The following is a 13,220-nucleotide window of genomic DNA, read 5'->3' as shown; positions in this document are numbered from 1 at the left end:
GGATTTGGCCCGCCGATGAACCGGCGGGCCGCTTTTTTATTTATTGAAAATGTTTTGGTAACGCACATTCTTCAAAGGAGGTGGACAATGGCGACCACAAGGCTGATGCCTTTGCATATCGGAGAGGGCCGCTCCTTCTCCACCGCAATCGAGGACATCATTGATTATGTAGAAAATCCAGAGAAAACCGACTATGGGAAGCTGATTTACGGTTTTGAGTGTGATACCCGCACAGCGGATGCGGAATTTACCTTAGCCAAGCGGCAATATATCAACCAGACTGGCAGAGTCCGGGGTGCGGATGATGTGATTGCCTATCACTTCCGGCAGGCATTTAAGCCGGGTGAAGTGACGCCGGAGGAAGCTAATCAGATCGGCCAGGAACTTGCCATGAGGTTGACGAAGGGAAACAACGCCTTTATCGTCTGCACGCACATAGACAAGCACCATGTCCATAATCACATCATCGTAAGCGCGGTAAATCTGGAATGTAACAGGAAATTCCGTAACTTTTGGGGTTCCTCCTGGGCTTTGCGCCGGATTAGCGACAAGCTGTGTCTGGAGCATGGCCTTTCCATTGTGGAAGATCCCAAGCCCAGCCGCGGTCACTATGGGAAATGGCTGGGTTATGGAAACAAACCGCTATCCTTTCAGAACCAGATCCGGCAGGCCATTGACACAGCCCTGGAGCAGCACCCCTCTACCTTTGAGGATTTCCTGAAAATTCTGGAAGCGTCCGATGTGGAAGTCACCCGGCGCGGAAAGTCTATCAATTTCCGTGTTCCAGGTCAAAAGAAGCCTACTCGCTGCAATACTTTGAAAGGAGACTATACCGAACAGGCCATACGGGAAAGGATTGCCGGAACCTATATTCCCTCTGTTCAACCCAAACGGTCCAGTTCTTCTGTGAGGATGCTGATTGATATTGACGCCGCCATGCGGGCAGGTAAAGGCACCGGTTATGAGCGTTGGGCCAAAGTGTTCAATGTGAAGCAGCTTGCGAAAGCTGTGGCTTACCTGAAAGAGCATGGGGATATGAGCTATGAGGACCTTCAAGCAAAGGCCCAGGTCACGACTTCCCGGTTTAATGAGCTTTCCACGCAGATCAAGGATATGGAGAGCCGTTTGTCTCAAAATGGAGAATTGCAGAAACAGATCGTCAACTACTCTAAGACGAGAGCTGTTTATATTGAGTACCGAAAAGCCGGTTACAGCAAAAAGTTCCGGGCCGAGCATGAGGCCGACATCCTGATCCACCAGGCGGCAAAGAAATATTTTGACAGCCTGGGTGTGGAGAAACTGCCTGCCATAAAGACTCTGCGGGAAGAATATGCCGAAGTGCTGGAGGCCAAAAGAAAAGCCTATGCGGACTATAAGCAGGTGCGGGAAGAAATGCGAGAGCTACAGAATGTGAAGGCCAATATTGACTATTTGCTGGGACCGTTTGTGGAAAGAGAGCCGGAAAAGTACCCCAGATGATTTTGGGGCATACTTTATTCTCCATAGCTTGTATTCTTCGATAAAGCGAAGTATAATGAATATCGGAGGTATGTGCTATGGATTATATGACTTTAAGGGAAGCTGGTGAAAAATGGGGGATTTCTCCCCGGCAGATCAATTATTATTGCTCTGATGGGCGTATTCCCGGAGCGGAAAAAATGGGACGGGTTTGGTTGATTCCCAAAAACGCAGAAAAGCCTATTGACAGACGGTTTCACAAAAAGGTCGGTGACGATAAATGAAGATTTATATCATTGAAGATGATACAGCTATTCGTGAAGAATTGACGCAACTGCTAAAAAAATATGGCTATGAATGTGAAGCCTCGGATGATTTTCAGAATATCGGGGAAATAGCCCTATCTTCAAATGCGGATTTAATCCTGCTGGACATCAATCTTCCATATCAGGATGGGTTTCAGGTTTGCAGAAACATCCGCCAGAAATCAAACATCCCCATCATAATTTTAACCAGCAGGAATACAGACTTTGACGAGCTAATGGGGCTTAACATTGGTGCCGATGATTTTATTTCAAAACCATATAATGGACAGGTGCTTCTTGCGCGTATTCAAAAAATTTTAGCCCGAACCTACGAAGTACAATCGAATACACTGCTTATTCATAAAGGATTGACACTTAATCTTTTGAGGGCCACGATAAGCCATAATGGAAAAGAACTGGAACTGACAAAAAATGAATTGGGAATTTTGCGGATGCTTATGCTGAACAAGGGAAATATCATTCCCAGAGATGCCATTATAGATGAGCTTTGGCAGAGTGAGGAATTTATTGACGAGAACACGCTTAACGTCAATGTTGTTCGATTGCGAAAAAAGCTGGCCGAAATTGGTCTGCCTGATTATCTTGAAACGAAACGTGGTATGGGGTATAGCGTATGAAATTGACCGATTATATTTCCGACCGCATTGTTTCCATCGTATGCTTTGTTATTGCGGAAGGTCTGTTGTTCGGGCTGTTGTGGCTGATTGAAGTCCCATCGGTGTTTATTGCATTTGCAGAGACTATTTTTCTGCTTTTCTTTCTGGCTCCATTCATTTGGGACTTTCATAGAAGAAGCAGCTATTATAACAGGCTGCTTAGATTGCTGGAACAATTAGACGAAAAAACACTCCTTATGGAAATTGCGGAGCGCCCCACCTTTTTGGATGCTCAAATTATTTCTGATATTCTGCGCCAGAACACGAAATATCAAAATGATAAAATTGCCGAAATGCAGGGACAGAGCCGGGATTACCGGGATTTTTTAGATACATGGGTGCATGAAATCAAAACCCCTATTACATCAGCCCGGTTAATTGTAGAAAATGAAATGAACCCCACAACACTCAAGATAGATGACGAGCTTCGTAAAATTGATGCCTTTGTGGAATTGGTACTATATTATGCCCGGAGCAGCGATGTGGAAAAAGATTTCAAGGTGGAGAAAACCACATTGAAAGCCCTTGTCAGCGCAGCCCTAAAAACCTATTCCAAGCCAATCATTCAGGCCAGCGGGCGCATCCAAATGGAAGGACTGGACATTTCTGTTTGTGCGGATTGCAAGAGTTGTGCCTTTGTGATCGGGCAGATCATATCTAATGCGATCAAATACCGACAGGATAATTTTTGCCTTACCTTTACATCTGATACAGAGAAAAACAGGGTACTCTTAAAAATCCACGACAACGGGATTGGGATTGATACAGCAGATCTGTCCCGTGTCTTTGATAAAGGATTTACCGGCGAGAATGGCCGCCGCTTTCCCAAATCTACCGGGATAGGTCTGTATCTTTGCAAGAAGTTGTGCGGCAAGATGAATATGGACATATCTATCAGCAGCGAGAAGGGGAATGGCACAACAGTAACTTTATATTTTCCAACAGAAAGTTTTCTGAAAGGGGCGGGCGTATGACCCGCCTTTTTCCAACCTTACATTCTGGTAATCTAAATGTAATCTAACTTAATGGCACATCCTAAATAGATGTGATATTGTAAAAATGCAAAGAGAGAATTTCTTTGTGAAAGGAGCTGAAATCTATGAATGATGCAATCTTGCGGGTAGACGACATCCAAAAATATTACGGCAATAAAGGCAGCCTGACAAAAGCTGTGGATCATATCTCGTTTACGGTTGATAAAGGAGAGTTTTTAGGGATCATGGGGCCGTCCGGCTCTGGCAAGACCACCCTGCTCAACTGCATTTCTACGATTGATACTGTAACCAGCGGCCATATCTTTGTAGAAGGACAAGATATTACGACGCTGCATGGCGGACGGCTCTCTGATTTCCGTGGCCGAAAGTTAGGATTTATATTTCAGGATTTTAACCTGCTGGACACATTGACAGCTTATGAAAATGTTTCGTTGGCGCTGTCTATTGCAGGGGTCAAACCTGCGGAAATCCAGAAGCGCGTAAAACAGATTGCCGAGGCGCTGAACATTTCCGAAGTGCTGTCAAAATATCCTTACCAGATGTCGGGAGGTCAGCAGCAGCGTGTCGCGGCAGCCCGCGCAATGGTTACAAATCCAGCAATCGTACTGGCAGATGAACCGACCGGCGCATTGGACTCCAATTCTTCACGGATGCTTCTGACGATGCTGACAGAATTGAATGAACGGCTGTCTGCAACGATCCTTATGGTTACGCATGATGCTTTCTCTGCCAGTTATTGCCGCCGTATTCTTTTTATCAAGGACGGGAAAATCTTCCATGAATTGAACCGCGGTTCTGACAGCCGGAAGAATTTCTTTTCTAAGATACTGGAAGTGGTGTCTGTGCTGGGAGGTGAGCAAAATGACCTCTTTTAAGCTGATTTTCAAAAACGTGCATAAGAACCTTCGGGATTATCTGATTTACTTTCTTACCCTGATGATCTCTGTCAGCTTGTTCTATGCGTTTAACTCCATTTCCGACCAACCGGCTTTTTCGGAAATGGGAATGACACGGACTTTGTTGTACGACCAGCTCGGTATTTTGCTCTCTGCCCTTTCCGTGTTAATCGCTATTGTACTGGCATTTTTGATTATCTATGCAAATCAATTTCTCTTAAAGAGGCGAAAGAAAGAGTTGGGTATCTATATGATGCTCGGCATGAAAAAAGGACGGATTTCTCGCATCTTTGCAGGCGAAACATTCTGTGTTGGGGTAATTGCTCTTGTAGTAGGTTTGATTTTGGGATTTATCCTTTCACAAGGCATTTCAATGATTGCCTTGAAATTATTTGCTATTGAACTGGACAAATACCAGCTTGTGTTTTCGATGGGGGCTTTTCGGCAGACGGCGATCTGCTTCGCGTTGATTTTCTTCCTTGTTATGCTTTTTAATGTCTGGTCCGTTTCCAGCGTTCAACTGATTGATCTATTGACAGCCAACCGGAAGAATGAACGGCTGAAAAGTGAAAATCGTGTACTTCCTGCTTTGATGTTTCTGCTGTCAATTCTCTGCATTGGTATTGCCGGAGTTCTTTTTTACAAAAACGGCATATTGCCATCAAGAGAAAATATGTCTTTCCAGATTGCCGGACTTGCATTAGTCGTTGGAACCGTTTTGCTGTTTTACTCATTTGCAGCAGTGTTCATTCAGCTTATGCGTTCCAATAAGGGATTTTACCTAAAAGGCTTAAATACTTTTCTGGTACGACAGATTGGCAGCAAAATCCGCACCAATTATTTTGTAATGACCGTCGTTTGTGGCCTGCTTACCATTACAATCTGCGCTGTTTCCATTGGGGCAAGTACCGCATTGGCAATGAATAAGCTGTCCCAAGCCTCAACACCGTATGACCTGACTGTATTTTCCGATGTTTCCATTGATGGTGACAGCGATATTACCGATTATCTGGCTGCCTGTGATGTGCAGATGTCGGACTATGCAAAAAATATGGAGCAGATCAGTGTATATGATGCTGATATGACTTACGCAGACCTGTTTGCCGGGCAGGATTTGAATTGGTGGCCGATTGATGAAGCTGTTCCCCAAAGCCGGGTGTCTGTCATTTCTATTTCGGATTTTAACCGGGCTTTGGCGATGCAGGGTAAAGGGCCGGTCGAGCTAAATGAAGGGGAATACCTGCTAAACTGTAACTATGAAGGTACTTATCAATATGTGATGGACGCCCTGCGTACTCATTCTGAATTGTCAGTTGCCGGAGTAGTTTTGCAGCGTGCTTCCGATGAAGTTCTCCAAGAAACTTATGTTATGACCTCTGTTGGCAACAATGACCGTGGGACTTTAATCGTACCTGACAGCGTTGTAACTGCTTTGACGAAAGATGTAAATGCCCTGCTGGTGCAATATAATGAAGAAACCAATCCTGATGAAGTGTTACAGAAAATGATCCCAATCGGTTTGGATGAAACTCACGGCTACCGTTATTCTGAAAAGAATATGCTATATGATATGTTTTATGGCATCAATGCACTGGTAACATTTATTTGCTGTTATGTCGGGCTGATCTTCTTGCTGATTTGTGCGGCTTTGCTCGCACTCAAACAGCTCACGGAAACGACGGATAATATTTATCGCTATGGCCTGCTTCAAAAATTGGGAGCAAAACGGCGGCAAATCAACCATACCCTTTTCGTGCAAACGGGTGTATTTTTCACCGTTCCTTTGGTAGTAGCCGGGCTTTACTCTATTCTGCTGATTGGCAAGGGAATGGAAATCGTTGAAGAATTTATGAACATCCATATTGCAACGAATGTGTGGCTTACTGTTATCCTTTTCCTTATTGTGTACGGGAGCTACTTTATCGCAACTTATCTATCCTGTAAACGGATGGTTACAGAGCAAAAAGAAATGGAGGTGTAAACTATGTTGCCTGAAAATATCAAATGGGATGCTGTGTTCCAGAGTATTGTTGACACATGGCTCCCCCTGATCGGAGTGGTTGCTGCAATCATTGTAATTGCTGTGATCGTTCATGTGATTAAGAAAAAGAGAAAATAACAGAAATGCACGATGTGAGATCTTAATAAGGAGCAAGGAGGTGGAGTGATATGGGAAATTAGCCGTACTGGATTTGAAAGATTCCGGCAAGCAGATCGGTGAAAAGCTGTTTGCTCTGCTTTCTGCCAGCCAAAAGAAGGAACTGGCTCAGTTTATTCGAGACTATGAGGCTGGCAATATTCCGGCTGATGTCCCATGCACAACACTCCTTCAAAGGCAGTATTTCATCCCTTCGCAGGCAGATCAGCCATTGACAGAAATCCGGGAAGGCGATTTGTATTTCTGCCTGGAGCAGCGTCTTGTTACTGTGCGAAGCCAGGTAATCCCGTTGACGGTCAAGGAGTTTGAAATTTTTTCTTTGCTCATACAGAATCCAAAGCGAGTGTTCACATATGAAATACTGCTGGATCTGGTATGGCATGAGAACTACACCTACTATTCCCGAAAGGCAATCAACAACCATGTAAGCAACCTGCGAAAGAAAATCAGGATTGCCCCGGATCTGCCGGACTATGTAAAAAGTGTTTATGGTGTAGGCTATAAATTCGATATATAAAAAAGGAAGCTGCAGAGCAATTACCTACTCTGCGGCTTTCCTTTTGAAGTTTTTTAGCGTCCGTAGGATGCGTGGCCGTCACCGAAGGTGGCGATCTTGGGGGTTTGGGGGGTATCCCTCAACAAGCATATTGGCCGGATTGCTCCGGCCAAAATCGCAAAACATGTATATGTTTGCATTGCTTGCCGGTATGTGTTACAATATAGTTATTCTCAACTAACCAAAAGGAAATCTAATATGGAAAAAGACTTATTTGATTCAAGAACTGTTATAGTTAATACATCTGCTACCAATACCAAATATCAAATGTCATGTGACACTGCAAATGGATTTATGCACTGCTATCATCTTTTTCCGGGTATAGACTTGGCGTATTCTACTTTTCAGGCATCTACCTGCAACATGAGAAGCAAAGCAATGCCAAACATTTTAGAAATAGCATATTGTCGTACCGGAAGATTTGAATGTGAGTATAAGCATGGTTTTATTACCTACCTGGGCGAAGGAGATTTTGCTGTTAGCCTTCTATCTCCCGAACGAGAGCCCCCAGAATTTCCTATTGGATATTACGATGGAGTTGCGTTTATTATCGACTTAGATATAACCGGACTGATTTTTGAAAATATTGTGGAGGATGTTTCAATAAGTCTGAAAGAATTGATAGACAAATTCTGTGTCGGCCACTGTTGTTCGGTTATTAAGACACCTCCCAATCTGCGTCATGTGTTTCAAGAAATCTGTGAAGTACGAGATACAGTTCCTATGGGGTACTTACGGTTAAAAGTATTGGAAAGTCTTTTTCTGCTTTCCCAGATGCTCCCGCAAGAGAATTTTGAGACTGCTGCATACTATTCTGCTAACCAAATCAAAAAAGTTAAAGCACTAAAATGTGAGTTGGCAAACCAATTAGATAGTCGAGAAACATTGAAAAGTATGGCGGATAGATATGGAATGAGTCTTACCGCCCTGAAAGACTGTTTCAAGGCGGTCTATGGAAAACCGATTCACGCATTTCAGCGCGAGTACAAAATGCAAGCTGCTACCAAGCTACTGGTTACTACAAAAATGTCGATAGCAGAAATAGCAGGAATGGTTGGTTACGAAAATCCAAATAAATTTTCTACGGCCTTTAAGGAAATTATAGGGCAATCACCCAGCGAATACCGAAAGAGCAGAAATTGATTGGCTTTTTGGATAGATTGAGGCTTCTTGGAGTGGAGCAATAGTTGAATATAGGGTATTATAAGCTTTGTGGTTAGCTTAGTCTAACTACGAAGCTTATTTTTTGTAGGAGGGATAAAGATGAGCAAGGCAACCAGGCGATTTATCGTCAATAAGATCCTTGAAATGCTGATAACGCTTGTTGTTGTTACGCTAATTTCTTTCCTGCTTGTGCGTCTTTCGCCTATTGATCCGGCAGAAGCGTATGCCCGCCGATCATTTGCTGCTTTTAGTTTTACAGACGAGCAGATGGAGGCGCTACGGGAGGATATGGGTCTCAACGATCCGCTGCCTGTGCAGTATGTTACATGGGTGCGCGATGCACTCCATTTAGATTTCGGAGAGTCCTTTGTCAGCGGACAGCCAGTGTTTGAAAAGGTCACGACAGCCATTGGAATAACAGTAACGATTGTTTTAATCTCTGCTGTTATCCAAGCAGTTTTCATTTTGCTGTTCGGATGCCTTTGTTACTTAACACGAAAACGAATGATTGGTCATGCACTGATTTTTCTGTGTATTGCCGGAGTATCTATTCCATCCTTTTTCTTTGCCAGCACCTACCTCGATATTTTTGCTGTCAAACTCGGCCTGACATCGGTGGTGGGGAATACGGGGCTGATGCGGTATCTTCCTGCGGCGGTCTGTATTGCTATCGGATGTATTGCCCTATTCTCACCCATGCTGGCGAACAATATTGAGAAAGAGATGGAGCAAGACAGCGCATTCTATGCCCGGTGCAGAGGGCTCTCTGAAGGCAAAATCCTGTTGAGATATGCGCTTCCCAGCGCAGTAGTGACGCTCCTCCCCAGCTTTTGTCAGATGCTCGGCCTTTGTATGGCCGGTTCTGCTATTGTAGAACGCGTATTTTCCTTGCCTGGACTGGGATACCTAATTATTGACAGTGTGCTGTATCGGGATTCGCCAGTTATCCATGCAACAATTCTGTTCCTGGCGTTCTCGTTGGTGATATTCAATATCCTCTCGGATGTACTGCGGCGGATCTTGCAGCGGGATACTTCTTCAAGAGAGGGGGCGAGACTATGAGGCGGACAAAACATATTCTCTCGTATGCAATCCCGATTGTAATATTGCTTTTTTTCCTGTTCGGATCGTTTTTTGCCCCCCACGATCCGACGGCCACAAATATTCGAGACAAATATCTGTCCAGCAGTGCAGAATATCCGTTTGGCACAGACGATTTTGGTCGCTGCGAGTTTTCGCGCATTCTTGAAGGAGGGAAAACAACTTTAGGTATTGTGCTGGTCGGATCGTCCATTGTCATTGTGCTTGGTATCTTTTTTGGCATCCTACTGGCAAAGACAGGGCGTCGCAGGAACATTCTTGCCGAGAGTATTTTGAACGCGGTTACAGCGATCCCGCCGGTGGCTTATCTAATTATCTTTATTGGTATTTGGGGGAACAGTATCCCCACCATGCTGGTGGCTCTGACAGCATCGCTGATCCTTCGCATGATTAAGCTGGTCAAAACTTTGATTGAGGTGGAGTATGACAAAGCATACATCATGTGTGCGATTGCCTGCGGCGCAAGCAAAATACGGATCATGCTGGTACATATCCTTCCTAATATTATCCGGGATATTGTGCAATTTATTTGCCTCTCCTGCGCGGAAATGATTATTGCCATTTCCGGGTTCTCCTTCATTGGCCTTTCTCTGGGCGATGATGTGATTGATTGGGGCGTTATGCTTTCCGATGCAAGGGCTTTGGCAGGGACACATCCGCAGTTGCTTCTTTACCCGATCCTCTTTATCTTTATCAGCTCCCTTTGCTTCAACTACCTGGGACGGCTTTTAGAAAAGGAGGGAACATGATGCTGGAGATTAAGAACCTGACCGTGAAAGTAAAGAACAATGCGCCGATTTTAAGAGGTGTATCTCTGTCTATTGATGAAGGGACTTGTATTGGGCTAACTGGAGCCAGCGGCTCCGGCAAAACCACTTTGATTAAATCCATCATGGGGATGAATGGCGGTGATCTGGAGGTTCCGCAAGGGCAAATTCTGTTGGATGGCGATGACTTATTAAAGCATTCAGCAAAAGAACGCCGAGGCCTTTGCGGGAAAACCATAGGATTTATTCCACAAAATCCCATGACTGCTTTTTTTCCACACACAAAGATGGATCGACAAATTATTGAAACACTCCGTATGCACACAGGTACGGATAAAAAACAGGCTCGTGAACTTGCGGAAAATGTGCTGCGGCAAGTCAATCTGACCGATACAAAACGAGTGCTACGCGCATATCCCGGTGAACTATCAGGTGGTATGCTTCAACGAATTGCTATGGCTCTGATTTTGGGAACAAAACCAAAATATGTATTGGCAGATGAACCGACCAGCGCCCTTGACGAAGCAAATCGGGACTTGTTGCTGGAACTCTTGCGGGAGTATCAGAAAAACGCTGCTATCCTTTTCATTTCACATGATACTGAGGCGATGAAGGCGTTATGCTCAATTACGCATGTGATGGAACATGGGGAAATTATCGAAACCCAGGCAACCGAGCAGTTGTTTATCAACCCGCAGCAGCCGTGGACCAAACGCTTTGCCGAGGCGGCTTGCCACCGGGAGGAGGTGAACTGGAAATGGACCGCATTGAATTAGATAACCTCACCAGAACCTACTATGACGCGCAGGGGGAAACATTCTGTGCATTGGACCACGCCTCCCTGGTATGGGAGCAGGGCCATAGTATTGCAATCATGGGAGAAAGCGGCAGCGGAAAAAGCACCCTGGCCCGATTGATGATTGGACTTGAGTGCCCCTCTGAGGGACGCGTCCTCATCAATGGCATAGATACCACAAAATGGGGTCTGCGGGAATGGCGAAAACATAGGGGGAAGATCCAGGCGGTATTTCAAGATGCTGGCGGAACCCTGAATCCGGCTTGGAGTACATCCAAAAATGTAGAGGAAGCCCTTGTGAACCTAACGGATCTTTCTTCCACGCAGCGGAAAAGCCGTATTGCTGAATTGATGGGACAAACGGGGCTACAAAAAAGTCTTTTGGATACTCCGGTCAGAAAACTGTCCGGTGGCGAACAACGGCGGCTTGCTTTGTTGCGCTCCCTATCTATCTCCCCGGAGTTTTTGATTTTAGATGAAGTTACCGCTGGTCTTGATTTAATTTCAACAGAAGCGGTCCTTCAACTTTTGGAAAAATATGAGCAGGAACATGACTGCGCTTACTTGGTCATTACTCATGACCTTCAAGTTGCCTCGCGGCTCTGCGAGGTCATCTATGAGATCGAACACGGCAAAATTACTAAAAAAGCCGTTCGATAAATACAAGATCAAAGAAAGGAATGAAATGAGATGAAACGAACCAAACGAGTTTTGGGGCTTGCTCTTGCCGCCGTTATGTGTGTAGGCCTGCTTGCTGGCTGTGGTGGAAATCCCAGCAGCAGTGATACCGCTGATGATGCAAGCGGAACGGAAACGAGCGAAAAGGTCCTGAACATCGCCACGATTGGCGAAACAACAACCCTTTCTCCCCTCTATATGATTGCGGATAACCGTCCCACTCAGAAGCTCCTCTATGAGGGCCTGGTGAAATATGTGGATGGGGAGATCCAGCCGGTGCTGGCGGAAGATTGGGAACTGAGTGAAGATGGCACACAGCTTACCTTTTATCTGCGGCAGGGCGTGACCTTCCATGACGGGGAACCCTTCAATGCAGAGGCGGCGATTGCTAATATTGAGTCTTGGCACATCAATCCTTCTTTTGCATCGCTGCCCGGTGTTGTCAACTATACCAATATTGAGGCGGTGGACGAATACACCATCCGCTTGACCTACGATACACCGTACTTTGCATATATCAATGATTTTTGCTGGCCGGATGTATGCACTATGATTTCTCCCAAACTGATTACCCAGGGCGATTTCCAGACAGTCAACGGCTATGCCGGAACCGGGCCTTACATCTATGACGAATATGTGGCCGGCCAGTACACCACCTTTGTACGCAATGAGAACTACTGGGGTGAACAGCCCTATTACGACAAAATCGTTGCAAAGTACATCCCGGACAACGCCTCTCGTGTGCAGGCGCTCCAAACCGGCGAAATCGACCTGATCTATGGATCGGCTGAATTGAGCTATGAGGACTACAATCAGGCGATTGCTATTGATGGGATTGAAGGAAAATTTGCTCCTTCCGGTTCCACGGTCCGCAATATCATTCTGAATTTCAATGGAAATCTGTCTGATTTGAGTGTGCGCCAGGCCCTGGCGTATGCCATTGACAAAGAGGCAATTTCCGAGGGCCTGACCTATGGCTATGAGCCTGTGGCTGATACCATTGTACCTGATGGAACTCCATACTCGGATATTTGCGGCACGATAGATTATACCTACAATGTGGATCGTGCCAATCAGCTTCTTGACGAGGCAGGATGGGCCATGAACGAATCCACCGGAATCCGGGAAAAGGATGGGACACCGCTCCATGTGGTCTTTACCTGCCCCACGGATGACAGCACCATCGGGTCTATCGCGACTTTGATCCAGAGCCAGCTTGCTGAAGTTGGAATTGAAGTTGAAATCAAGAGCATGGAAAAGATGGAATGGTACGCAAGCTATATGGAACCCACGGGATGGGATATTACCGCTATGACCGCAGGTTTCTTCAATTATGCCATGCCGCAATGCTGGTTCTCTGCGATGATGGCTCAAATGCCAGAAGATGTTTCCATCCCGCTGTTGGACAACTCTGATGAGTTTATTTCCGCATTGAGCGAGTTTAAGACCTGCAACGATGATACCCGGCTGCGGGAGCTGTTTGAACTGCTCATCAATACAGATCTTGACCAGGTGCTGGATGTTCCTCTCACTCACCAGATGGATATGATTGTCTACAATACGGACAAGATTGCAGATTATAACTTTGCTTCTGATTATGCTTTCCTGGATGTGACACAGATCACTCCGGCAGAATAACATAAGTTTTGCGATGCGGGGTGGTCGGGAG

The 13,220-nt window shown here is 45.4% G+C and carries 14 protein-coding genes; all 14 read left to right on the top strand.

Annotated elements, in window-relative coordinates; genetic code table 11:
• Nucleotides 1-87 precede the first annotated feature (87 nt).
• The 14 genes from QOX44_RS00425 to QOX44_RS00360 all read left to right on the top strand — a co-directional run bounded on the left by QOX44_RS00425 (nucleotide 88) and on the right by QOX44_RS00360 (nucleotide 13,189).
• Complete coding sequence (locus QOX44_RS00425) at nucleotides 88-1,479, top strand: relaxase/mobilization nuclease domain-containing protein (RefSeq protein ID WP_283680672.1); 1,392 nt, start codon at nucleotides 88-90, stop codon at nucleotides 1,477-1,479.
• A 77-nt stretch (nucleotides 1,480-1,556) separates the two neighbouring features.
• Complete coding sequence (locus QOX44_RS00420) at nucleotides 1,557-1,742, top strand: helix-turn-helix domain-containing protein (protein ID WP_283680671.1); 186 nt, start codon at nucleotides 1,557-1,559, stop codon at nucleotides 1,740-1,742.
• The gene (locus QOX44_RS00415; RefSeq protein ID WP_283680670.1) at nucleotides 1,739-2,401 is read left to right on the top strand and encodes a response regulator transcription factor; all 663 of its coding nucleotides are present in this window, start codon (nucleotides 1,739-1,741) and stop codon (nucleotides 2,399-2,401) included. Before QOX44_RS00420 ends, QOX44_RS00415 begins: the two co-directional genes overlap by 4 nt.
• Nucleotides 2,398-3,414 carry a sensor histidine kinase gene (locus QOX44_RS00410; RefSeq protein ID WP_283680669.1) on the top strand — a complete coding sequence of 339 codons (1,017 nt, stop codon included), beginning with the start codon at nucleotides 2,398-2,400 and terminating at the stop codon, nucleotides 3,412-3,414. Before QOX44_RS00415 ends, QOX44_RS00410 begins: the two co-directional genes overlap by 4 nt.
• 125 nt (nucleotides 3,415-3,539) lie before the next feature.
• Nucleotides 3,540-4,310 carry an ABC transporter ATP-binding protein gene (locus QOX44_RS00405; protein WP_283680668.1) on the top strand — a complete coding sequence of 257 codons (771 nt, stop codon included), beginning with the start codon at nucleotides 3,540-3,542 and terminating at the stop codon, nucleotides 4,308-4,310.
• Nucleotides 4,297-6,312: an ABC transporter permease gene (locus tag QOX44_RS00400; RefSeq protein ID WP_283680666.1), complete on the top strand. Its 2,016-nt coding sequence runs from the start codon at nucleotides 4,297-4,299 to the stop codon at nucleotides 6,310-6,312. The genes QOX44_RS00405 and QOX44_RS00400 overlap by 14 nt, the downstream gene beginning before the upstream one ends.
• 3 nt (nucleotides 6,313-6,315) lie before the next feature.
• Nucleotides 6,316-6,450: a hypothetical protein gene (locus QOX44_RS00395; RefSeq protein WP_276326378.1), complete on the top strand. Its 135-nt coding sequence runs from the start codon at nucleotides 6,316-6,318 to the stop codon at nucleotides 6,448-6,450.
• Between the two features lie 73 nt (nucleotides 6,451-6,523).
• Nucleotides 6,524-7,006: a response regulator transcription factor gene (locus tag QOX44_RS00390; protein ID WP_331488267.1), complete on the top strand. Its 483-nt coding sequence runs from the start codon at nucleotides 6,524-6,526 to the stop codon at nucleotides 7,004-7,006.
• Nucleotides 7,007-7,243: 237 nt separating this feature from the next.
• Nucleotides 7,244-8,188, top strand: coding sequence for a helix-turn-helix domain-containing protein (locus tag QOX44_RS00385; RefSeq protein WP_283680665.1), 945 nt, complete (start codon nucleotides 7,244-7,246; stop codon nucleotides 8,186-8,188).
• Between the two features lie 120 nt (nucleotides 8,189-8,308).
• Nucleotides 8,309-9,271 (top strand): ABC transporter permease, encoded by a 963-nt coding sequence (locus tag QOX44_RS00380; RefSeq protein WP_283680664.1) that lies wholly within the window; start codon nucleotides 8,309-8,311, stop codon nucleotides 9,269-9,271.
• Nucleotides 9,268-10,059, top strand: a complete 792-nt coding sequence (locus QOX44_RS00375; RefSeq protein WP_283680662.1) for an ABC transporter permease — start codon at nucleotides 9,268-9,270, stop codon at nucleotides 10,057-10,059. Before QOX44_RS00380 ends, QOX44_RS00375 begins: the two co-directional genes overlap by 4 nt.
• Nucleotides 10,056-10,853 carry an ABC transporter ATP-binding protein gene (locus tag QOX44_RS00370; RefSeq protein WP_283680661.1) on the top strand — a complete coding sequence of 266 codons (798 nt, stop codon included), beginning with the start codon at nucleotides 10,056-10,058 and terminating at the stop codon, nucleotides 10,851-10,853. The genes QOX44_RS00375 and QOX44_RS00370 overlap by 4 nt, the downstream gene beginning before the upstream one ends.
• Nucleotides 10,835-11,533 carry an ATP-binding cassette domain-containing protein gene (locus tag QOX44_RS00365; protein ID WP_283680660.1) on the top strand — a complete coding sequence of 233 codons (699 nt, stop codon included), beginning with the start codon at nucleotides 10,835-10,837 and terminating at the stop codon, nucleotides 11,531-11,533. Before QOX44_RS00370 ends, QOX44_RS00365 begins: the two co-directional genes overlap by 19 nt.
• 30 nt (nucleotides 11,534-11,563) lie before the next feature.
• Nucleotides 11,564-13,189, top strand: coding sequence for an ABC transporter substrate-binding protein (locus tag QOX44_RS00360; protein WP_283680659.1), 1,626 nt, complete (start codon nucleotides 11,564-11,566; stop codon nucleotides 13,187-13,189).
• The last annotated feature ends 31 nt before the right edge of the window (nucleotides 13,190-13,220 follow it).

Source organism: Parablautia sp. Marseille-Q6255, assembly GCF_951230155.1.
In the GTDB taxonomy this organism is placed as follows: domain Bacteria; phylum Bacillota; class Clostridia; order Lachnospirales; family Lachnospiraceae; genus Choladousia.
The sequence above is the reverse complement of the archived record's forward strand: the minus strand, read 5'-3'. Positions and strand labels throughout refer to the sequence as shown.